Raw genomic sequence first — 22,171 nt, forward strand, 5'->3', positions numbered from 1 at the left:
GAGCTCAACCTCCAGCAACCCGCCGGCTGCGACCACCAGCCTGCCGCACACGCCCTGGCCGCATAACCCCCGAAGGATTTACGAACTTAAGCACTTAGCGATGCTCCCTCACGGCGACTGGTGTACGGCCACGAGCCGCAGCTCGGAGGTGTACCGGTCGCCCGCATCGTCGGTGAGCCAGGTCTGCTCCGGGGTCGGCAACATCTCCGTCACGCTCAACCGGGCGTCCGGGTCCTTGCGGGCCAGCCGGCGTACCGCCTTGGCCAGGATGTTCACGTACACCGGAGCGTCGAAGTCCACGAAGAACGGCCTCGGCTCCCCGGGCAGCACCACGAAGACGAACCGCGGCAGCCCGCTCTCGGTGCGCCACCACCGGGCCCGGACGAACCGGCGGGCCTCGTCGCGTTCGTCCGCGAACTCCAGCGTGGCCGCCCCGAACCGCCACGCCTCCCGGGTCACCACCATCCGGTCGATGGTCACCCGCGGCGAATGGTCCGCGTCCGGCCGCAGGTTGAAGCGGTCCAGCACCCGGTTGGTCATCGCCCAGCCGAACACCTCGAGCAGGTCGAACTGCGCGCCGTCGGGCAGCACGACCACCAGTCGGCCGTCCCGGTCGTGCACCGGCACGTCGGCGCTCATCACCGCACGCGGACGACGCGGGTCGGCGGTGTGGTCCACCAACCCGAGGTAGTAGTCCTCGGGGCGTACCAGGGTGGGTTGGCTGCGCGCGGACCATCGGGGCAGCTGTTCCTTCGGCAGCATCGGCAGGATCCGGGGGTCGGGAAAGTCCCGGGTGGTCTCCGCCAACAGCGCGGCCGGGTCCGGGTGCTGCCGCACGAACAACGAGGCGCCGATGGTGTTCAAAGCGAGGTGCAACTCGCCGAGCACCAGCTCGAAGTCTCCTCGCTCCACCGCATCAGTGCTCGGCGCGGAGATGATGACGTCCGGGCTGACATAGCGGGCGAGTCCCCAGCCGGGGTCGGCCTCCCCGAACGCCGCCTCCACCTCGCCGGCGATGTCGGACCAGGCCAGCTGAACCCGGCGCGCGCCGGGGGGAGCGGCGACGATCTTCGCCCACCGCTCGCGCAGCTCGGCCTGGATCGCCGCGATGCCCTCGGCTGCCTCCGGGTGCGGAACGGGCAGACAGGCCAGCCAGAGCGTGCCGAGGTCGACCGGGCCGGTCCGGGCTACCAGGTCGTCGTACACCGTCCGGAGGCGGGCGCCGATGAACTCGGCGAACCGAGCGGTCATCCAGCGCGCGGCGGTCAGGCACAGGCCGAGCGGGGCGAGTTCGTCGAGGATCGAGGCGCCGACGACGGCCGTGGCGGAACGGCGGCAGTCCTGGTAGACCAACGCCCGGCAGGACGCCGTCCGGGTGCTCTTCTCCCGTTGCGTCGGCGAGCAGGTCAGCTCGGTGAAGGTGTCCTCCAGGGCGGTGACCGCGGCCCTGACCCGGGCGGTGTCCTGGCCCGCCGCGCGTACTCGGTCGCGGGCGTGCTCCAGCGCGTCGAGCTTGGCCAGCGCCCGATCGCGGAGCCCGGGATCGCCGATCTGGTCGAGGACAGCACGCAGGTGCCGCTCGGGATACGCGTCGGCCGCGACCTCCAGCCGCCACCCGATCCAACGCTTCGCGGCGAGCTGCTCCAGCACCTCCACGAGCTCGACCACGGTCACCGTCCGGCGCAGCTCGGCGGAGACCTCGGTGGCGAGCTCGGCGACCTGCCGCACCCCGTCGCAGCGGACGAAGACGGCCCGGTGCAGCGGGTCGACCGGCTGTGCCGGCCTACCCGGCACCACGATCGAGTCCTCGGTGGCGCGGACGAACGACATGCGTCGGGGCGGGATCCATTCGCGCAGGTCGGCTTCCGCCGAGATGGCCTTGGCCAATGCGTCGATGGCCCAGCTCGAGAAGTACACGTTGGATTCGGCGACCAGCCCGGTACCAGCGGTCACGGTGAGGCCCGGTCGGCCGGGATCCAGCTCGCCCCAGCCGACCGGGCCGAAGAAGCCGATGGTGTCGTTCTTGACGCAGAACCGCTGCCAGTAGTGCGCGACCAGTTCCTCGCGCTGGCGCGGCATGCTCGTCCGCCCCGCCGCCGTCGGTGACCAGTTCAAGAACGGCTCGATCCCGGTACGCAGCAGCGCCGGGTTCTGCCACGCGACGGCGGCCTGGAACCGCTCCGATCCGGCGACGTCCTGCAGTTCGTGGGCGGTTCGGACGGCCGCCTCGGCGAAGCCGGCCAGGAACTCGTCCCAGTCGGTTCCGGAAAGGCGTTGCCCGGGGGTGAACCGGTCGGCGGCGTCCGCCAGACCGAGGGGCGCGAGGCGCAGTACGCCGGCGGCCGGAAAGCCCGGTCCACGCAGCGCGAATTGGGGCCACAACCGCCATTGGCCGTCACCCAGCAGGATCTCCGCAGACATGGCCGCGATCAACTCCACACGCTCGGCACCCGGCACACCGGACGGGTGGTGGCTGGTCGGCACGGCCGGGCCGGCGTGCCCACCCTGCACACTGGTCGCCGCGCCCGCCCTGCGGCAGGGCAGGACGGGCGCCCGTCGAGCGCCGGCTGTGCTGCGCGTTCGTCTCTTCGCCGCCCTCTCGGCGTCGGCGGAGGGCATTATGGCCCGTCGTCGCTCCGTCCACACTGGTCGGACGGGTCGGAGTTTGGGGGCGTTCGGGATCGGATTTCCATCCGCCCAGATCTGGCCGAATCAGAAGGATGTCGATATCGTTACCGGCCAATTGAATGGCTGATGATCATTTCTGTCGGCCGTGCTTTCGCCCCGTCCGAGAACAGGAGGAGCGCTCGTGGCCTCACCCGTCGATTCGACGGCCGCCGGCGACGACGTCGAGCCGCAGCGGCCCATTCCGCGATTTCTCACCGAGTTCACGCCCACCCGGTGGCGTCGTCGGCTGAGCCCTTTTTCCCGCGTACCGAAGCATTCGAAGATGGGCGAGACCTGGCACGTGGCGGCGAAGACCGCCCCGGACGAGCTGGTCATCGTCGACCGCCCGCCGGACATCGACCCCGACGGCGCCGAGGCCCGCACCTACACCCAGTGGGCGGAACTCGTCGATCGCGCCGCGGCCTGGCTGCACCAGGCGGGCGTGCGGCCATGGGACCGGGTGGCGATCCTCAAGGCCAACCACCTGGACATCGTCATTCTCGGGTGCGCCGTCGCCCGCATCGGCGCGATCCCCTGCATGTTCTCCGGCTCCTACGGCCCGGAGGCGATGATCCCGATGCTGAAGCGGCTGGAGCGGCCGTTCCTGCTGACCGACCAGAAGCACCTCGACAAGTGCGGCATCACCCCGGAGGTGGTGGCGGAGCACACCGTACGGACGATCAGCGTCGACGCGGTCGCGGGCCGGCCGGACGTGCCGCACCTGGACGACTTCAAGGACGCGCCGCCCGTCCAGCCGAACATGCGCGAGCTCAAGGAGCCGGTGGTGATCACCCACACCTCCGGCACCACGGGGGTGCCGAAGCTGGTGATGCACTCCGCCGAGTCCATCTATGCGATGGCGATCGTGGAGACCGAGCGGTGGCCCCGGTTCGGGCTGCGGCGCAGCGACACGGTGGCGTTCTGCGACCCCTACACCCACGAGCGGCTCACCACGATGCAGCTGGCGATGGCCACGGTCGGTCCCCGGGTGCTCTTCCTGTCCGACCCGTTCTCGCCTCGGGTGCGGGAGTTGTTGGCCGAACACAAGCCGACGCTGGTGGAGGCGCTGCCGAACATCTACCTCGCGTGGGAGCCACTGACCCGCGACCCCGCCGGCCTGTTCAGCAATGTGCGGGAGTACGTCAACTCCTTCGACGCCATCCACACCCGGACGATCCGGACGTTCATGGCCGCCACCAAGCGCCGGTTTCCGATCTGGGTCCAGTCGTGGAGCCAGAGCGAGAACGGCGCGCTGTGCATCCGCCCGTTCTTCCGCTTCGTGGTACGTCGCAAGGCGCACCGGCCGCCGCCGACACAGCTGATCGGCTGGCCCATCCCGTTCCACGCCAAGATGCGCGCGGTGGACCCGGAAACCGGCAAGGAGGTCCCGCGCGGCCAGGTCGGCCTGATCGAGATCGACCAGCCGGGACGGTGCCTCGCCTACGTCGGCGAGCAGGACCGGCACGACCTGAAGTGCAACGGCAACTGGTGGAACACCGGCGACCTCGCGGTCATCAACAAGTGGGGCGCCGTGCGGATCGTCGACCGGGAGATCGACCGGATCCCGGGCGGCAGCGCGATCGAGTTCGAGGACCTCATCCTCGACCGGATCGACTACACCACCGAGGTCGTCATCCTTCCGGTCGCCGGCGACCTGCCGGTGCCGGTGGTCAGTACGACGGACGACGTCCCGCTGGACAAGGACGACTGGGAACGCGCGGTCGCCGACCTGACCCCGATGGCCCCGCCGATCCAGATAAGGTGGGACGAGTTCCCCCGCACCGGCACCTGGAAGATCCGGCGGGTCGCGCTTCGGGAACAGCTGCTTGCCGATGCCCAGGCGATCGGCATCGGACGCTGGACCTGACCACCGTCATTCTCCGCTCACATCGACCGTGGCGCCGGTGGCGGCTGTGCCGGCGCCACGGTCGTTCCGCCGACCACCCGCCGCCAGCGAAGGGTATGCGCGATGTTGGATCTCCTCGGCCGGCTTGCGTACCGGGCGCGCCGGTGGGTGATCACCGGTGCCGCCGTGTTCCTGGTCGCCGCGGGCGCCTGGGGAGCCGGCGCCTTCGACGACCTGGCCGTCGGCGGCTTCACCTACGGGGCGAGTGAGAGTTCCCGCGCCGACCAGGTCGAACGGGACCGGCTCGGACGGCACGACGCCGACGTCGTCGTGCTGTTGCGCAGCGACCGCTGGACGGTGGACGATCCCGCGTACGCCGAGGCCGCCCGGCGGGTGCTCGACGGTCTTCCGGCGGACCGGATCGAAGGGGTGACCGACTACTGGCGGTCCCCGGCGCCCGCCCTGGTCAGCACCGACCGGCATGAGACGTTCGCGGCGGTGCGGGTCGCCGGGGCCACCGAGAACGATCGGCTCACCAACTACCTGGCCGTCCGGGGCAGCCTGACCAGCCCCGATCTCGACGTCCGGGTCGGCGGGCCGCTGGCGCTGATCGACGACGTCAACACGCAGAGCAAGGCGGACCTGACCCGCGCCGAGGCGTTGGCGATGCCGATTCTGTTCCTGCTGCTGGTCCTCATCTTCCGGAACCTGCTGGCGGCCCTGCTGCCGGTCGCGGTCGGGGGGCTGGCGATCGTGGGCTCGCTGGCCGGCCTGCGGCTGCTGGCGCAGTTCACCGAAATCTCGATCTTCGCGGTCAACGTGGTCACCCTGCTCGGCCTCGGACTGGCCGTCGACTACAGCCTGTTCATGGTCAGTCGGTTTCGCGAGGAACTCGGCGCGGGCCACCCGGTCCCGGCGGCGCTGCGGCGGACCATGGCCACCGCGGGCCGCACGATCGTCGTGTCCGCGGTGACCGTCGCGCTCGCCCTGGCCAGCCTGGCCGTCTTCCCGCAGGTGTTCCTCCGGTCCATCGCCGTCGGCGGGGTCGCCGCGGTGCTGCTGGCGGGCTTCTTCGCGATGACCGTGATGGCGGCGATGCTGGCCCTGTTCGGGACGCGGCTGCGAGAGCGTCGCCGCAGGCCGGTCGACACCGACCCGGACTCCGGGGTGTGGGCGCGGATCGCGCGGACGGTGATGCGCCGGCCCGTACTGGTCGGGGGTGCGGTCATCGTCGTGCTGGTGGTGCTGGGCCTGCCGTTCCTGCGCATCTCCTACGGTTGGCTGGACACCCGGGTCCTGCCCACCTCGGCGGCGAGCCGGGAGGTCCAGGACGCCCTCGAGCGGTCGTTCCCGGACAGCGTCACCCGGCCGATCGAGGCCATCGTCACCCTGCCCGGCCCGGCGACCGGGTCGGCCGGCCAGGAGCAACTCGCCGCGTACCTGGACCGGGTGACCGCGCTGCCCGGCGTACGGCACGCGGACGTCACCGGCCTTGCCGGCGACACCGCACGGGTCACCGTACGGTTCGACGCGCAACCGATCTCCGAGCAGGGACGGGAGCTGGTCGCCGCGGTGCGGGGCGTCGCGCCGCCGCCGTCCGGCACGGTGCTGGTCAAGGGCGACGCCGCCGGTTTCGCCGACCTGATGGACATGCTCGTGCAGCGGTTGCCGTGGATGGCGCTGCTCGTCGTGGTCACCACGTTCGTGCTGTTGTTCCTCTCCTTCGGCTCGCTGGTGCTGCCGGTCAAGGCGATCCTGATGAACGTGCTCAGCCTGACCGCGGCGTTCGGCGCGGTCGTGTGGATCTTTCAGGACGGCCACCTCGACGGGCTGCTGCGGTTCACCTCCACCGGCAACATCGACGTGGTGCAACCCATCCTGATCTTCGCCGTCGCGTTCGGGCTGTCGATGGACTACGAGGTGTTCCTGCTCTCGCGCATCCGCGAGCACTACGACTCAAGCGGCGACAACACCGAGGCGGTCGCGGTCGGGTTGCAGCGGTCGGGCCGGATCATCACCAGCGCGGCCCTGCTGCTGGTGGTGGTGATCGCGTCGTTCGCGACCGCGAGCGTGCTGGTCGTGAAGATCGTCGGTGTCGGGCTCGCCCTCGCCGTCGTCGTCGACGCGACCATCGTCCGGGCGCTGCTGATGCCGGCCACCATGCGGCTGCTCGGCCGGCTCAACTGGTGGGTGCCCGGGCCGCTGCGACCGGTCTACCGGCGGTGGGGGATCCGCCCGGAGTCCGGCCACCGGGACGCGGAACAGATGCCCGTGTAGGACCGGACCGTCAGAAAATCAACGCCCGGCCGAGGCCCATGTCGGTGAGGCGGGTGGAATGCACGATGCTGGTCACCTCGACGGCCTTCTGGATGCGTTCCTCCGGTGAGGTGTCGACCAGCCGCCGTCCGTCCCAGATCTCGTAGTCCCCGATCATCGCCCGGTGCGGTGCGATGCCCTCCTGGAACCAGTTCTCCCAGCGGGTGAGCTGGTCGGCCACCGGCAGCTGCTCCCACAGCCGCATGCCGTCGCGGATGAGCGCGACGAGGCGTTCCCGCTCGTCGGGGTGCTGGCTCAGATGCTCGCGGATGATCGACGTGCCGACGGCCAGGTGGCGCACCTCGTCGATGGCCGCGCCCTTCTCCATGTCCGCCATCCGGGGGTCGATCGGTCGCCATTTCCGCTCGCTGAGTTCGAACGACGGGGCGAGGAATCCTTCGACCAGGATCGTCAGCAGCACCACACCGCCGACGAAGTCCTGTTGCTCGCGCACGATCGGCATGCCGAGCTCCTCCAGCGGATCGAGGATGGTCGCCTTGTCGGTCGCGGTCTGCTCGGCGATGACGGCGGCGACGTCGTGCTCGTCGACGCCGAGGTTCCGCAAGTGGTTACGGAAGATCATCGCGTGTCGGGTCTCGTCCATCAGCTGCGTGGCGTAGAACTCCGCGGTCGTGGAGTCCGGCGCGCACGCCACGAGGTGACCGATCGCGCGGGCCGCCCGCTCCTCGGCCAGCGCGCGGAACGCGACCTCCTGCACGAGCGCGTCCCGCAGCGGCCCCGGCTGGTGGAGGAAATCCGGGGTCACCAGCTCCGGCGGGTAGCCGACGACGTTCCCGCGCAGCGTGCGTTGCGGGACGTTGGCGAACCAGTACCGCAGGTCGCACTCGCCGGCGGTGAGCCGGATGCCCTCCGCGCCGTCGAACAGCGAGGACGCCTGATCCCAGTCGGCGGCATCGTCGGCGGCCACTCCGGGCCGCTGGTCGGCGCGGGGGGCAGCCGGCTGCGGACTGTACGTGACCGTCGACTGTGGGCGCCGGCTGGGCGCGGCGGCCGGGGCCACGGCCTCGGCGGGTCGAGCCGGGGCCGGAGTCTGGACCGGTTCGGCGGCGGGGGCCTCGACCGGTGGCGCCACGGACGACTGCGCCACGGCCGGCTGCGCCATCGGTGGCGGCGCGGCGGGTGCCGGGGCGCCGTCGGCCATGATGAACGGGCGGGTGCCGTCGAGATAGTCGACCAGCGGCGCCGCGACGCTGGCCCGCGACGGCGGGTGGAACGCGACGCACTGGCACGCCGCGACCAGGTAGGCCACCTCGGGGGAGCGGATGAACGACATGCCCCCGAGCATCTCCACCGCCTGCCGGGCGGCGTCGGTGATGGCGTCCTGCGCGCCGTAGCGGGTCATCAGGACCCGAGCCAACGCGTCGTTGTCGGTCTCGCCATCCCGCATGGCGCGGGCCGCGCCCTCCAGCAGCTGCGTCGCGGTCTCCAGCCGGGTGCCCAACGCGGCGCGGTCGGTGATCGCCCCGCGCCCGCCGGCCAGCGCGCGTTCGACGAGGGCGCTGGCCATGCCCAGGTACGACGCGGTGATGAGCAGCTCGAACCAGATGAACCCGACGGTCTGCAGCTCGTCGAGCATCCCGTCCGGGCCGTTCTCGGTCGGTATGACCAGCTCCTCCTCGATGAACACGTCGGTCAGCCGGACCTCGTCGCTCTCCGCGCCGGCGAGCACGCTGCTGCCCCAGAACGGATGCCGGGTGACGCCGCGCAGCGTGGCGGGCATGAGCAGGAAGGCGGTCTGCTGCCCGCCGTCCGGCGTGGGCACGGCCACGCTGGCCGTCAGCAGGTCCATCGAGTGGCTCAGGCTGCACGGCTTCTTCGACCCGTTGATCCGGTAGCCGCCGTCCACCGGCGTCGCGGTCATCGTGGGGGAGAGGATTCCCTGGGCCGGGCGCCCCTCGGCGAATGCCGACGAGACCAGCAGGTTGCGGCTGGTGATCGCCTCCAGCAGGGCCCACTCCATGCCGGAGTTCTTGATGCTCTCGGCGAAGGTGAACAGCGTCGCCACGGAGAAGTGGTGCATCGTGGTCGCGACCGCCAGCGACGGCGCCTGGGCGCCGATCGCGCGGGTCACCCGTACCGCGTCCAGCGGGGTGGCGCCGAGCCCGCCGTAGTCCTTCGGGATCACCAGGCTCGGGCCGCCGCTGGCCCGAAACACCGGCAGCGTGTCACCGCCCGAGGCTTCCCGCTGCGCGAACGGGACCTTCGACAACCCGTCGAGCAGCCCCGGCAGGTACGACTCGCAGAGGGCACGGGCCTGATCAAGCGATCGCACAGGAATTCCTCCCGGGGCGGGCGGTCAGTGGGGGATGAGCGCGCGGGCCGCCGCGCGACGCAGCTTGCCCGACGGTGTCTTCGGCAGGCTGCCCGGCGGCAGCACCACGACCGACGCCGGACGGGCGTCGACGTCGGCGATGATCCGGGCGGCGACGGCGTCGGACAGCGCCCGCTCGGCTGCCGGGTCACCGGCGAGCCGCGACTCGACCAGCACCGCGAACGACTCCCGAGCTACGCCGTCACCGGCCATCAACCGCACCGCCGCGACGTTGCCGTCCCGGACACCGTCGACCCCGGCGGCCGCACGCTCGATGTCGGTGGGGTAGATGTTGCGGCCGCCCATGATGATGACGTCCTTACGCCGCCCGCAGACCACGATCTGGCCGCCGGCCAGGTAGCCCTCGTCGCCGATGTCCAACCAACCGTCGTCGTCCAGCGCGGGGGCCGGGCCCTCCTCGGTGAGGTAGCCGGTGGTCACCGACTCCCCGCGCAGCTGCAACCGGCCGACCTCACGGTCGCCCAGCTCCGCGCCGGAGTCGTCGACCACGCGGACGGCGACGCTCGGGAAGGCACTGCCGAGCATCGGCAGCCGGCGGACACCGCTCGGGTGGTCGTCGCGTACCGGCACCGCTCGCCGGTTCTTCTCCAGTTCCAGGGCGTCGACGGTGTCGAGGAGCATCGGGTCGGACAGCGCCGACAGCGAGATCACCAGGGCGCTCTCCGCCGCGCCGTAGCAGCAGTTCACCGCCGTGGGCCGCAGGCCGAACCGGGCACCGGCCGCGACGAACGCCTCCACCGTGGCCGGGTCGATCGGCTCCGCGCCGTTGCACAGGGCCTTCAACCGGGACAGGTCGAGCGATCCGGCTTCGGCGCGGGCGAGCTGCCGGGCCAGGATCGCGTACGCGAAGTTCGGCGCCGCCGTGATCGTCCCGCCGTACCGGCTCATCAGTTCCGCCCACACCATCGGACGGACGAGGAACTCCGCGGGCGTGACCATGACCAGGTCCATGCCGGTGAACATGGGCAGCAGTAGACAGCCGACCATGCCCATGTCGTGAAAGAGCGGCAGCCAGCTGACCACCACGTCGTCGTCGCCGCACCGCAGGTGGGCCGAGCTGTCCACGAGGTTGGCGTGGAGGTTGCGGTGGCTGATCCGCACCGCCTTCGGCTCGGCGGTCGAGCCGCTGGTCAACTGCAGCAGCGCGGTGTCGTCCTCGGCGGCGGGCACGACGTCGAACTCCCCGTCGCTGTCCAGGTCGCCGATCATCCGGTGGGGGATGCCCCGCTCGCGGAGCACCCCGGCCATCGCCTCGAACGGGGCGCCCACCAGCACCAGACGCGCGTCGATCATGCGTAGCACGCGGAGCGTGTCGTCGCGCCAGACCGACAGATCGGTGCGCGGGGTCGGCTGGTGCAGCATCGTCACGCTGCCACCGGCCAGCCACGTCCCCTGGGCGGCCCGCGCGACCTCCGCCGGGTCACCGGCCAGGACCGCGACCGCCTGACGGCCGGTCAGCCCAGCCGCGACCAGCGCCGCCGCCGTGCGCCGCGCCGCCTCGTGCACCTGCCCCCAGCCGCGCCGCACCGGGTTCGCGGGAGCGCCGGTGACCATGCCGCGCGGCGACCGGGCGGCATGGTCGACGAGAGTGTCGACGAACCGGCTCACCACAGCCTCGCCAGAATCATGCCGCACAGCGTAGACAGGGTGATCGACGAAGACCATAGGTCCTTTGTGGAGACCGTACGGGCGATTGTGCCGGCCGCCGTCGACGACGGACGATGGAGCGCCGCCCGGTGGGTGACCGCGGCGCTGGACCGAAGATCGCGGAAGGCGGCCGCCCATGGGTGACTCGCAGACGCAGTGGTGGTTGGAGCTCGTGCGTACCCAGGCGGCCGAGGTGCTCGGCCGGCCACGGGGGGACGTCACACCCGACGGCGCCTTCGCCGACCTGGGCTTCGACTCACTGACCGCGCTCGAACTGGCCGAGCGGCTGTCGGAGGCGAGCGGGCTTTCCCTGTCCGGCACCCTCGCCTTCGACCATCCCAACCCTGCCGCCCTGGCCGGATATCTGGCCGAGCAGGTCGAACGCCCGACCCTCGAACGCCCCACCAATCCCCGGGAATCCGCCGGTGAGCCGGCCGACCGGCCGGCGGGCGTGCCGGAGCCGATCGCCATCGTGTCGATGGCCTGCCGGTTCCCCGGCGGAGTGGCCACCCCCGAGGACTACTGGCACCTGCTGGTCGACGGCCGCGACGGCATCGGGCCGTTCCCGACCGACCGGGGCTGGGACCCGGCGGTGTACGACCCCGACCCCGACCGGCCCGGCTTCACCTACGCCCGGCACGGTGGCTTCCTCTACGACGCCGGCGACTTCGACGCCGGGTTCTTCGGCCTGTCGCCCCGCGAGGCCCTCGCCACCGACCCGCAACAACGGCTGATGCTGGAAATCACCTGGGAGGCGTTGGAACGCGCCGGCATCGACCCGCGCACGCTGCGCGCGAGCCGCACCGGCGTGTACACCGGCGTCATCGCCGGCGACTACGCGCCGCGCCTCGGCGCCGTCCCACCGGAGGTCGCCGGCTTCCTGCTGGCGGGTAACGCGTCGAGCATCGTCTCCGGGCGGGTGTCGTACACGTTGGGCCTGGAAGGGCCCTCGCTCTCGGTGGACACTGCCTGCTCCTCGTCGCTGGTCGCCCTGCACCTGGCGGCCCGAGCGCTGCGTGCCGGCGAGTGTGACCTCGCCCTGGCCGGCGGGGTGAGCGTGATCGGGACACCGCTGGTGTTCACCGAGTTCAGCCGGCAGCGCGGGCTGTCCCCGGACGGGCGGTGCCGGTCGTTCGCGGCGTCCGCCGACGGAACCGGGTGGGCCGAGGGCGCCGGGGTGCTGGTCCTCGAACGGCTCGCCGACGCACGCCGCCACGGCCGGCGCGTCCTGGCGGTGCTGCGGGGCAGCGCGGTCAACTCCGACGGGGCGTCCAACGGCCTCACCGCGCCGAACGGTCCGTCCCAGCAACGACTGATCGCCGACGCGCTGGCCGACGCGGGCCTCGACGCGCCCGACGTGGACGCGGTGGAGGCGCACGGCACCGGCACCCGGCTGGGTGACCCCATCGAGGCGAAGGCGCTGATCGAGGCGTACGGCCCCGGCCGGCAACGGCCACTCTGGCTCGGGTCGGTCAAGTCGAACATCGGACACGCCCAGGCGGCGGCCGGCGTGGCTGGCGTCATCAAGATGGTGTTGGCGCTGCGGCACGGCCGGCTGCCCCGCACGCTGCACGTCGACGAGCCCACCCCGTACGTGGACTGGTCCGCCGGCCCGTTGCGGCTGCTCACCGACGAGCAACCCTGGCCGGCCGGCACCCGAACCCGCCGCGCGGCGGTGTCGTCGTTCGGGATCAGCGGCACCAACGCGCACGTCATCGTCGAGGAGGCGCCGCCGGGCGAACCCACCGGCCCGACCGACCACGCGGCCGGGCCGGTGCCCCTGGTGCTCTCCGCCCGGACCGTTCCCGCGCTACGCGCACAGGCCCGCCGCCTCGACGCGTTCCGCTCCGCTCACCCTGACCTGCCGGCGCACGCGGTGGCGGCCGCGTCGGCCCGGCGTACGGCCTTCGAACAGCGCGCCGTCATCCTCGACCGCGACGGCCTCGCGGCCCTCGCCGCCGGGCAGGACACCCCCGCCGTGATCACCGGCACAGCCACCGAGGGCGGGCTGGCCCTGGTCTTCTCCGGTCAGGGCGCGCAGCGGCCCGGGATGGGGCGGCAACTCGCCGCCGCCGAACCGCGGTTCGCCGCAGCCTTGGACGAGGTCTGCGCCGCGCTGGACCGTCACCTGGACCGTCCCGTCCGCGCGGTCATCGACGGCGACCCGGAACGGCTGGACCAGACCGAAAACACCCAGCCGGTGCTGTTCGCCGTGGAGGTGGCGCTGTACCGGCTGCTGCGCCACTGGGGCATTCGGCCGGACTTCGTCCTCGGCCACTCCATCGGGGAGATCACCGCCGCCCACGTGGCCGGCGCGCTGTCGCTGGACGACGCCGCCCGCCTCGTCGCCGCCCGCGGGCGGCTGATGCAGGCGCTACCCGCCGGCGGCGCGATGGTCGCGATCCACGCCACCCCGCACGAGGTCGAGCCGTTGCTCGCCGATCCGGCGGCGCGGGTCGGGCTCGCCGCCGTCAACGGCCCGACCTCGGTCGTCATCGCCGGCCCGCAGGACGCGGTGCGGCGCGTCGCCGACGTGTTCGCCGCGCAGGGCCGCCGGACCAGCCGGCTCCGGGTCAGCCACGCGTTCCACTCCCCGTTGATGGAGCCGATGCTCGCGGATCTCGGCAAGCTGGAGGCGGACCTCACCCACCGGCCGCCGGAGATCCCGCTGGTCTCCAACGAGACGGCCCGGACGGTGGACATGATCACGCCGGGGCACTGGAGCCGGCACGCGCGGCAGCCGGTGCGGTTCGCGCAGAGCGTGCGCCGGCTACGTCAGCAGGGGGTGACCCGGTTCCTGGAGGTCGGGCCCGGCGGCGCGCTGTCGGCCATGGTGCTCGACTCCGTCGCCGACCTGGACGACGCCGACGACCCGGCCGCCCCGACCGTCGCCGTGCCGCTGCTGCGCAGCGGGCGCGACGAGCGGGACTCGGCTCACGAGGCCGTGGCCCGCCTGTTCACCCGGGGCGTGACGGTCGACTGGGCCGCGCTGATCGGTGGCGACGGCCCGCACGTGGAGCTGCCCACCTACCCGTTCCAGCACACCCGTTACTGGTTGATCCCACCGGCCCGGCCGCTCGGTGCACCGGTCGAGACGCCGGACTCGCCGGGCGGGCTGCTGCTGACCGGTGAGCTGTCGATCGCCGCCCAACCGTGGCTCGCCGAGCACCGCGTGGGCGGTGCGGTCGTCGTACCGGGCGCGCTGCTGGCGGAGTTGGCGGCGCGGGCGGGCGACCACGCCGGCTGCCCCGAGGTGGTCGAGCTGCTGTTGCAGGCGCCGCTGGTGCTCCCGCAGGCCGGCGCCGTCGAGACCCGGGTGGTCGTCGCCGGGGCGGACGGCGATCCGACCCGCCCACTGACGATCCACGCCCGCCCGCCCGGCGGCACGTGGACGCGACACGCGACGGGAACCGTCGCCCCGGTGCGGACCAGCGACGCGACCCGGCTACGGCTCTGGCCGCCGCCGGGCGCGGCGCCGCTGGACACCGACGGGTTCTACGACCGACTGCGTGCCAGCGGCTACGACTACGGCCCGACCTTCCGTGGCGTCGGCCGGGCGTGGCAGCGGGGCGACGAAATCTTCGCCGACGTGACGTTGCCCGACGCCGACGCGGCCGAGGGGTACCTGCTGCACCCGGCGCTGCTCGACGCGTCGCTGCACGCCCTCGGTCTGCTCGGCGGCGCCGACGGAAACGACGGGATCGCGCTGCCGTTCTCCTGGACCGGCCTGCAGGTGCACGCCTGGGGCGGCACGGCGCTGCGGGTCCGGCTGACCCGCGACGGCGACGGCGTCGACGTCGTCCTCGCCGATCCGTCCGGCGCGCCGGTCGCCTCCGTGCGGCACGTCGGACTGCGGCCCATCACCCCCGACCGGCTCGCCCCCGGGCCGTCCGTCGGTGAGCCGGGCGGCGGGTACGAGCTGCGCTGGGTGCCCGCCGCCGCGGGCCCGGCCGACCAGCCCGTGGTCTGGCTCGACGACCTGGCGGCCACCGACCCGGTGCCCGACGTCGTCTGTGCCGAACTACCGGCGGGCGGGGACGACCCGCACCGCACCGTCGCCGCCGCGCTCGACCTGGCACACCGCTGGTTGGCCGACCCGCGCCACGGCGCGGCCCGGCTGGCGGTGGTGACCCGAGGGGCCGTCGGCGACCAGCCCCGAGACCTGGCTCAGGCGGCGGCGTGGGGGCTGCTGCGGTCGGCGCAGTCCGAGCACCCCGGCCGGTTCGCGTTGATCGACCTGGACGACGATCCGACGCCCCTGGCGGCGGCCGTCGCCACCGGCGAGCCACAGGTCGCCGTCCGCGCTGGCGCGCTACTGGTGCCAAGGCTGCACCCGACGGCCGGCACCGTCGATCCCGCTCGGTCGAGCCGGGCGACCGCCGATCCGCGGGCCGACACCCACGTCGGGCCGCGCCCGCGGAACCCGGAGGGAACCGTCCTCGTCACCGGCGCGACCGGCACCCTCGGCCGCCTCGTGACACGACACCTGGTGCGGCGGGGCACCGCCCGGCACCTGGTGCTCGCGTCCCGACGCGGACCCGACGCGCCCGGCGTCGCCGACCTGGTCGGCGAGTTGTCCACGCTCGGCGCGGCGTCGGTACGCGTCGTCGCCTGCGACGTCGCCGACCCGGCGGCCCTGGCCGACCTGCTGGCGTCGATCCCCGCCGAGCATCCGCTCACCGCGGTGCTGCACCTGGCCGGGGTGCTGGACGACGGGGTCGTCGAGTCGCAGACCCCGCAGCGGGTGGCCGAGGTGCTGCGGCCGAAGGCGGACGGCGCACGACTGTTGCACGAGCAGACCCGCGACTGCGACCTGGCCGCGTTCGTGCTCTTCTCCTCCGCCGCCGGTCTGTTCGGTTCGCCCGGGCAGTCGGGCTACGCGGCGGCCAACGCCTATCTCGACGCCCTCGCCCGGCGCCGGCGCGCGCAGGGGTTGCCGGCGCAGTCACTGGCGTGGGGCCTGTGGGAGCTGCCGGACGGGATGGCCGAGCAGGTCAGCGCGGCCGGCCTGCGTCGCATGCGGGGGATCGGGTTGACGCCGTTGCCGGCACAGCGCGGACTGGAACTGCTGGACCGGGCGCTCGACTCGGACCCGGCGACGCCGGTCCTCGTCGACGTGGACCGCGCGCTGCTCGACGGGCACGACCCACGGTCGGTGCCGGCCGTGCTGCACGACCTGATGACCACGGACCATGCCTCCGATGGAGACGGTCCCGGTGCGGTTCGGGGATCGGTTGAGTCAGGGGCCGGCGGCACACCCGAGCCGGCTGGCGGCGGCACCCGGCCGCACGGGACGGATCTCGCCAGCGTCCTGCCCGGGCTCGCGCCCGCCGACCAGGACCGGCTGCTGCGCGAGATGGTGCTCGCCGAGGCCGCCCGGGTGCTCGGCCACGCCTCGGCCGCCGACCTGGACAGCGCCCGCAGCCTGACCGAGCTCGGATTCGACTCGCTGACGGCGGTGGAGTTACGCAACCGCCTCGCCGCCGCGACCGGGCTCACGTTGCCGGCGACGGTGGCCTTCGACCATCCGAGCGTGCGCGAGCTGGTCGGCTACCTGCGCGGTGAGCTGCTACCCGAGCAGGCGTCGACCGCGCTCGGCGTGTTGGAGGAACTGAACCGCCTGGAGTCCAGCCTGACCAACCTCGCCATGGACGGGGTGACCCGCCAGCGGCTCGCCGACGCCGTCAATCGCCTGCTGCCGCTGGTCGACACGGAACCGGACCGGGTCGACGCGGCGCAGGACGACTTCTTCGACCTGCTCGAATAGCCGCGGGCCAGTTATGCCGAGGTCAGCACGATCTTGCCGCGCAGGCCGCCCGCCTCAACGAGCCGGTGCGCCTCGGCTGCTTCGGTGAGTGGCATCGTGGCCGCGACTCGCGTGCGCAGCTTTCCCGCGGCCAGCTGCCCCACCAACTCGGCCAGCACTTCCCGGTCGAGGCTGATGAGCTGGAGGTGCTGGCGTACGCCGCGGCTCGGGTCGGTGGGCGGCGTGGGCCGGGTGGTCACGATGGTGCCGCCATCCGCAACGGCGGTGGCCGCCGCCTCGCCGATCGGGACCGCGTCCAGCACGACGGGCACCGGCCCGATCGAGGCCAGGTCGGCCGAGCGCGGGATCACCTCGGCCGCGCCGAGACCGCGAACCCATGCCTCGTCGTCGTGGCCGGCGACCGCGACCACGCGGTGGCCCCGCTGGGCGGCGAGCTGGGTGGCGAACCCGCCGACACCGCCGCTGGCACCGGTGACGAGCACCGTGGCCGGCTCCTCGTGCGACAACAGCGACAGGGCTTGATGCGCGGTGACCGCGTTGAGCGGCAGCGTGGCGGCGGGCACGACGTCAAGCCCGGCAGGCAGCGGGACCAGCCACTGCGCGTCCGCCGCGACGAACTCGGCGTATCCGCCGGGTGTGCCCCGGGTCAGGTACCAGGGAATCATCCCGACGACGCGATCGCCCACCTGGAACTCGGTGACATCGGAGCCGACCGAGGCAACCTCGCCGGCGATGTCCCAGCCGAGCAGGAAGGGCGGTGGCACCGGACCGCCGGGGATCATCCCGGCGCGGGCCGCGAGGTCGGCCGGCTGTACGCAGACCGCCTGCACCCGGACCACGACCTGGCCCGGTCGCGCCACCGGATCGGGCAACTCGGCCACTCGCAGGCCCTCGGGCCCGCCCAGCGCCGTAACGATCACGCCATTCATTCGTCCAGTATGGACCGAGGTCCTTCCTTCCGGAAGGCGCCGGAATCCGGTGGTGCCGCGCAGGCGGCCTGGGGCCGCTCAGCCGAGCGGGGCGGCCTCCACCACGGTCACCTCGATGTCGGAGCCGAACAACCCGAGGAGGATGTCCCGGATCGAGTCGCGCATCGCCGCGCACGCCACCGGGTCGATCAGGCTCGCCAGGGAGGCGATGCCGAGGTCGAACCGGCTGTCGAACTCGACCCGGACCCCGTCGTCGGTCTCGACCACGAGCCACGAGCCGGTGAACGTCGCGAAGTCACCCGTGACCTGTGCGAAACCGATCCGGCGGTTGACCGGGTCGATCTCGTCGCGTTCGGTCCAGACCAGGATGCCCCGGCGGAAGTTCACCTCCCACTTCGACTCCACCTCGGTGGAGCTGACCCGGGTCACCCCGACCGTCCGCACGGCGTCGGTGAACTCCGGGTACGCGGCGAAGTCGGCCAACCGGTCGAACGACTCCTTGGCGTCCGCCCTGGGCAGCAGAGCGTGCACGATGACGGAGCACTCCATCGCGGATGGCCTCCTCAGCTCGGGTCGACGATCACGGCTTCAACCCCCGGATCAGGTGACGCAGGCTGACCCGCCACGCGTCCTCCACCTGCGTCGGGGTCATTGCGTCCGGTCCGCCGGGGATTGTCCCGAACGACGTCGGCAGCAGCTCGGGAATGATGACCAGCCCGCAGACCGCCACCACGCCGTCCAACCGCGCCAGGTCCTCGGGAGCGAGCACGTCCGCGAACGCCGGCCGGACCAACCGATCGACGATCGACGGATCGGCGATCCGGCCGGCGGGAATGTCCCTGCCGCACTCGCGGGCGGTCTCCGTCACCAGTTCGAGGTAGCGCTCGACCGGTAGGCCGGCGGGCCCCGCGGTCAGCCAGTATTCGCCCGTGCGCAGATCGGCGTCGAGCACCGCGCGGATGCCCCGCGCGACCATGTCCTGCGGGACGAGGTCGAAGAACGTGCCGGGATGCGCCGGAATGAACGGCAGCTTCTGGGTCACCAGGTATTCGGCGAGCAGGTGCACCCCCTGCTGCTGCCGGATGGCGCCGGTGCGGGAGTCGCCGATGACGATCGCCGGCCGGACGATCACTGCGTCGATGCCGCTGTCGCGGACCAGCTGCTCGCCGAGGTGCTTCGACGTCACGTACTCGTCGGTCCGCGCGGCCACCTTCTCCGTGCCCAGCCGGCCGCCGCCCCCGGCCTGGCCGTACCGGGACACGTAGGCGGTGCTGACGTGCACCAGCGTCGCCTCGGCCTCCGCGGCGAACTCCATGACCCGGCCGAGTCCCTCGATGTTGAGCCGGTCCACCTCCGCCTGGTCGGCGGAGAAATTGACGATCGCGGCCGAGTGGACCACCACGTCGACCGCCGCGCACAGCTCACGGTAGGCGCGGCGATCGAGCCCGAGCGCGGGCGCGTGCAGGTCGAGCCGGACCACCCGGTCCGAGCCGGCGGGCAGCCGCCGGTAGGCCGCGGCGATCACGTCGTACCCGGAGAGCTCGGCCAGGACGGCGGTGCCCACCACGCCGCTGGCCCCGGTGACCAGGACCGTACGCCGGGTCATGCGGATGGTTCGCTTCCCGAGGCGGGGAAACGTGCGGCCAGGGCGGCGCAGGCCCGCCCGAACCCCGCGACCAGCCGCGCCTCCTCGTGTGGAGTCATCGTGGCGGGTGGGGTCAGCCGCAGCACCGGGTGCGCGTTCATCGAGTGGTTGACGAGCACGTCGTTGTCGAGCAGATCCATCAGGAACTCCGCGGCGTGCAGGCCGGAGCGGAACTCCACGCCGATGAGCAGCCCGGCGCCGCGTACGTCGGCCACCAGGTGCCCGATCGACCGCACCTGCTCGGTGATCGCCGCGAGCAGCCGTGCGCCCAACTCGGCCGCCCGATCGACCAGCCGTTCCCCGCTGATCACCTCGACCGTCGCGCGGACCGCGGCCATCGCCAGGGGGTTCGCGGAGAACGTCGACGTGTGCAGGTAGGGATCCTTGTCGAACGGCCCGAACGCCTCCTCGGTCGTCACCGTCGCCGCGACCGGCACCAGCCCGCCGCTGAGCGCCTTGCCGACCAGCAGGACATCCGGTCGTACGCCGTCGCGATCCGCGCCCCACCAGGTCCCGAGCCGCCCCAGCCCGGTCATCACCTCGTCCAGGACGAGCAGCGCGCCCCGCTCGCGGCACAGCGCCTCGACCGCCTTGAGATAGCCGGGCTCGGGGATGATCACCCCGCCCTCGCTCTGCACCGGCTCGACGACCACGCAGACGTCGCGGTCGACGACGGCGGCCAGCTCGTCCAGGTCGCCGAAGCTGACGTGGGTGACCTCGGGCAGCAGTGGGCGGAACGGGTCCTGATAGAGCGACCGCGCGGTGAGCGACAGCGCCCCGACCGTCTTGCCGTGGTAGCCGCTGTGCATGGAGACCAGCCGGTGCCGCCCGCTCGCCCGGGCGATCTTGATCGCGGTCTCCACCGCCTCCGCGCCCGAGTTGGAGAAGTGCACCTTGACCAGGCCCTCCGGCGTCACCGAGGCGAGCGCCTCGGCGGCCCGGGCGGCGGGCTCGTTCAGCAGCACCCGGGTGGACAACGCCTGCCGTTCGAGCTGGTCCCGCACCGCGCCGAGCACGGTCGGATGCCCGGCGCCGACGAAGAACACGCCGTAACCGGCGCAGTTCAACAGGTGACGACCGTCCGCGGTGTGCACCACCGCGCCGGTGGCGCCGACCTCCAGTGGTGTGTTGAGCATGGCCGCGACCCGACCCAGCCCCTCGCCGAGATGGCGGCGGTAGAGATCGAAGACACTGGAGCCCACGGGGGGAGTCTGCCCGAACAAGAGCACCTGAACAATTGTCCACTCAGGACGAAGCAGATGGCCGAACAGTCGAGCTGCTGGCGTTGACCGTGCTCTATGGTGCCGGGCGTGGACACCTACCGCGAGATCACCTACGCCGTCTCCGATCGGATTGCCACGATCTCGCTCAACCGTCCCGAGGAGCGCAACAGCTACACCCTGCGCATGGCCGACGAACTCGCCCACGCGTTCGACCGGGCCGACCGCGACGACGACGTCCGGGTCGTCGTCCTCACCGGCGCGGGGCAGCACTTCTGCGCCGGGCTGGACCTGTCCCTGACCGAGTTCGACACCCCCGACGACCCGGGTGCCGACTGGGCAGAACCGGCGGGCCGTTGCTCGATGCGCATCTTCGCCATGAACAAGCCGGTCATCGCCGCGATCCGGGGCGCGGCCGTCGGCGCGGGCGCCACCATCATCCTGCCGGCCGACTACCGTCTCGCCGCCACCGACGCGCGATTCGGCTACGTCTTCAGCCGGCGGGGCATCTATGCGGAAGGCGCGTCCACCTGGTTCCTGCCACGTCTGGTGGGCATGGGCCGCGCGCTCGACTGGATGATCAGCGGGCGGGCGTTCGACGCCGCCGAGGCGCTCTCCGCCGGTCTGGTGCACAGCGTCCACGAGCCGGAGCACCTGCTCGACAAGGCCTACCAGCTCGCGCGGACCATCGCCGCCACCACCGCGCCGGTGTCCGTGGCGGTCATCCGGCAGATGCTCTATCGGACCAGCGCCCTGGACTCGCCGTACCCGGCCCACCGGCTGGACTCCCGGCTCTCCGCCGAGGCCCTGAGCAGCCCGGACGCGCGGGAGGGCTTCGACTCCTTCCGGCAGCGTCGTGCCCCGGCCTTCACCGGGCGGGTCAGCAGCGACCTGCCCGACCACCTGCCCTGGAGGAACGAGTGACGCCCATGGTCGCGGGATGAACCCACAGGCCGCCGGGCCCGGCCCGGAGATCACCGAACAGATCACCGTCGCGGCGCCGGCGGCAACGGTCTACGCGGCCGTCGCCGACGTCCGACGGATCGTCCGGTGGAGCCCCGAGTGCGTCGCGATCTGGGTCACCCGACGCGACGGCGGGCAGCCCCGACGCTTCGTCGGCTGGAACCGGCGGGGGCCGTACCTCTGGTTCACCACCTGCCGGGTCGTCACCGCGACGCCGAACAGCGAGTTCGCCTTCGACGTCACCACCTTCGGCCAGCCGGTGGCCCGCTGGGGCTACCGCTTCACCGAGACCGACGGCGGCACCCAGGTGACCGAGTACTGGCGGGACCGGCGTAACCAGGTGTCCCGCGCCCTCGGCCGGATCTTCACCGGCCGGGCCGCCGTTGACCGCCCCACCGTCAACCGCGACGGCATGCGCGAGACCCTGCGCAGGCTGAGGCGGGAGCTGGAAGCGGCCTGACCTGTCCCCGTTGCCGGCGATATGAGGTGTCCCTCGCCCCCTGGCCCGGCTGCAGCAGCACGGTGCGACGCTGGTCCGCCAGGTCAAGGAGCCCGGGGGAGAGTGGTCCGTGCAGCGCCGCGAACGAGCCGGTTCCCTCTCGCCTGCTAACGGGGAAAGCGGGTTAGTAGTTCGTGCGCCTAGCGGCGCGACCCTGAGCGGGTGAAAATTGGGCTAGGGCCGTCCGGCTGACGTCGTACCTTCTTGGCGCTGTCCGAGCCCGTGGGTTAGTAGTTCGTGCGCCTAGCGGCGCGACCCTGAGCGGGTGAAAATTGGGCTAGGGCCGTCCGGCTGACGTCGTACCTTCTTGGCGCTGTCC

12 protein-coding genes are annotated in these 22,171 nt (G+C 72.5%); 5 read left to right on the top strand and 7 right to left on the bottom strand.

Going from position 1 to position 22,171, the window contains the following annotated elements; all coding sequences use genetic code 11:
- Positions 1–108: 108 nt before the first annotated feature.
- Entirely contained in the window at positions 109–2,421 is a 2,313-nt protein-coding gene (locus AB0C02_RS31880) for a lantibiotic dehydratase (protein ID WP_357552874.1), read from the bottom strand.
- Between the two features lie 388 nt (positions 2,422–2,809).
- Here AB0C02_RS31880 and AB0C02_RS31885 point away from each other — a divergent pair, with 388 nt between their 5' ends.
- Entirely contained in the window at positions 2,810–4,534 is a 1,725-nt protein-coding gene (locus tag AB0C02_RS31885) for a class I adenylate-forming enzyme family protein (RefSeq protein ID WP_357552860.1), read from the top strand.
- 102 nt (positions 4,535–4,636) lie between these two features.
- A complete protein-coding gene (locus AB0C02_RS31890) occupies positions 4,637–6,790 on the top strand; it encodes an MMPL family transporter (RefSeq protein ID WP_357552862.1) in 2,154 nt (717 codons plus the stop codon).
- Positions 6,791–6,800: 10 nt separating this feature from the next.
- On the opposite strand, the gene AB0C02_RS31895 is transcribed toward AB0C02_RS31890, so the two are convergent.
- Positions 6,801–9,122 (bottom strand): hypothetical protein, encoded by a 2,322-nt coding sequence (locus tag AB0C02_RS31895; protein WP_357552863.1) that lies wholly within the window; start codon positions 9,120–9,122, stop codon positions 6,801–6,803.
- A 24-nt stretch (positions 9,123–9,146) separates the two neighbouring features.
- Positions 9,147–10,790, bottom strand: a complete 1,644-nt coding sequence (locus AB0C02_RS31900) for a fatty acyl-AMP ligase (RefSeq protein ID WP_357552864.1) — start codon at positions 10,788–10,790, stop codon at positions 9,147–9,149.
- A 175-nt stretch (positions 10,791–10,965) separates the two neighbouring features.
- Between AB0C02_RS31900 and AB0C02_RS31905 the strand changes: the two genes are divergently transcribed.
- On the top strand, positions 10,966–16,596 hold the full coding sequence (locus AB0C02_RS31905) for an SDR family NAD(P)-dependent oxidoreductase (RefSeq protein WP_357552866.1): 5,631 nt from the start codon (positions 10,966–10,968) through the stop codon (positions 16,594–16,596).
- Positions 16,597–16,607: 11 nt separating this feature from the next.
- On the opposite strand, the gene AB0C02_RS31910 is transcribed toward AB0C02_RS31905, so the two are convergent.
- The 4 genes from AB0C02_RS31910 to AB0C02_RS31925 form a co-directional block, all read right to left on the bottom strand.
- A complete protein-coding gene (locus AB0C02_RS31910; protein WP_357552867.1) occupies positions 16,608–17,525 on the bottom strand; it encodes an NADP-dependent oxidoreductase in 918 nt (305 codons plus the stop codon).
- Between the two features lie 78 nt (positions 17,526–17,603).
- Positions 17,604–18,074: an SRPBCC family protein gene (locus tag AB0C02_RS31915; protein ID WP_357552868.1), complete on the bottom strand. Its 471-nt coding sequence runs from the start codon at positions 18,072–18,074 to the stop codon at positions 17,604–17,606.
- Between the two features lie 31 nt (positions 18,075–18,105).
- Positions 18,106–19,131, bottom strand: a complete 1,026-nt coding sequence (locus tag AB0C02_RS31920; protein WP_357552869.1) for an SDR family oxidoreductase — start codon at positions 19,129–19,131, stop codon at positions 18,106–18,108.
- Complete coding sequence (locus tag AB0C02_RS31925) at positions 19,128–20,372, bottom strand: aminotransferase class III-fold pyridoxal phosphate-dependent enzyme (RefSeq protein ID WP_357552870.1); 1,245 nt, start codon at positions 20,370–20,372, stop codon at positions 19,128–19,130. Before AB0C02_RS31925 ends, AB0C02_RS31920 begins: the two co-directional genes overlap by 4 nt.
- 108 nt (positions 20,373–20,480) lie before the next feature.
- Between AB0C02_RS31925 and AB0C02_RS31930 the strand changes: the two genes are divergently transcribed.
- Together AB0C02_RS31930 and AB0C02_RS31935 are read left to right on the top strand one after the other, a co-directional pair.
- Positions 20,481–21,314 carry an enoyl-CoA hydratase-related protein gene (locus AB0C02_RS31930; protein WP_357552872.1) on the top strand — a complete coding sequence of 278 codons (834 nt, stop codon included), beginning with the start codon at positions 20,481–20,483 and terminating at the stop codon, positions 21,312–21,314.
- 16 nt (positions 21,315–21,330) lie between these two features.
- A complete protein-coding gene (locus AB0C02_RS31935) occupies positions 21,331–21,813 on the top strand; it encodes an SRPBCC family protein (RefSeq protein WP_357552873.1) in 483 nt (160 codons plus the stop codon).
- Positions 21,814–22,171: the final 358 nt, after the last annotated feature.

The organism is Micromonospora sp. NPDC048999 (assembly GCF_040649295.1).
Classification (GTDB): Bacteria; Actinomycetota; Actinomycetes; order Mycobacteriales; family Micromonosporaceae; genus Micromonospora.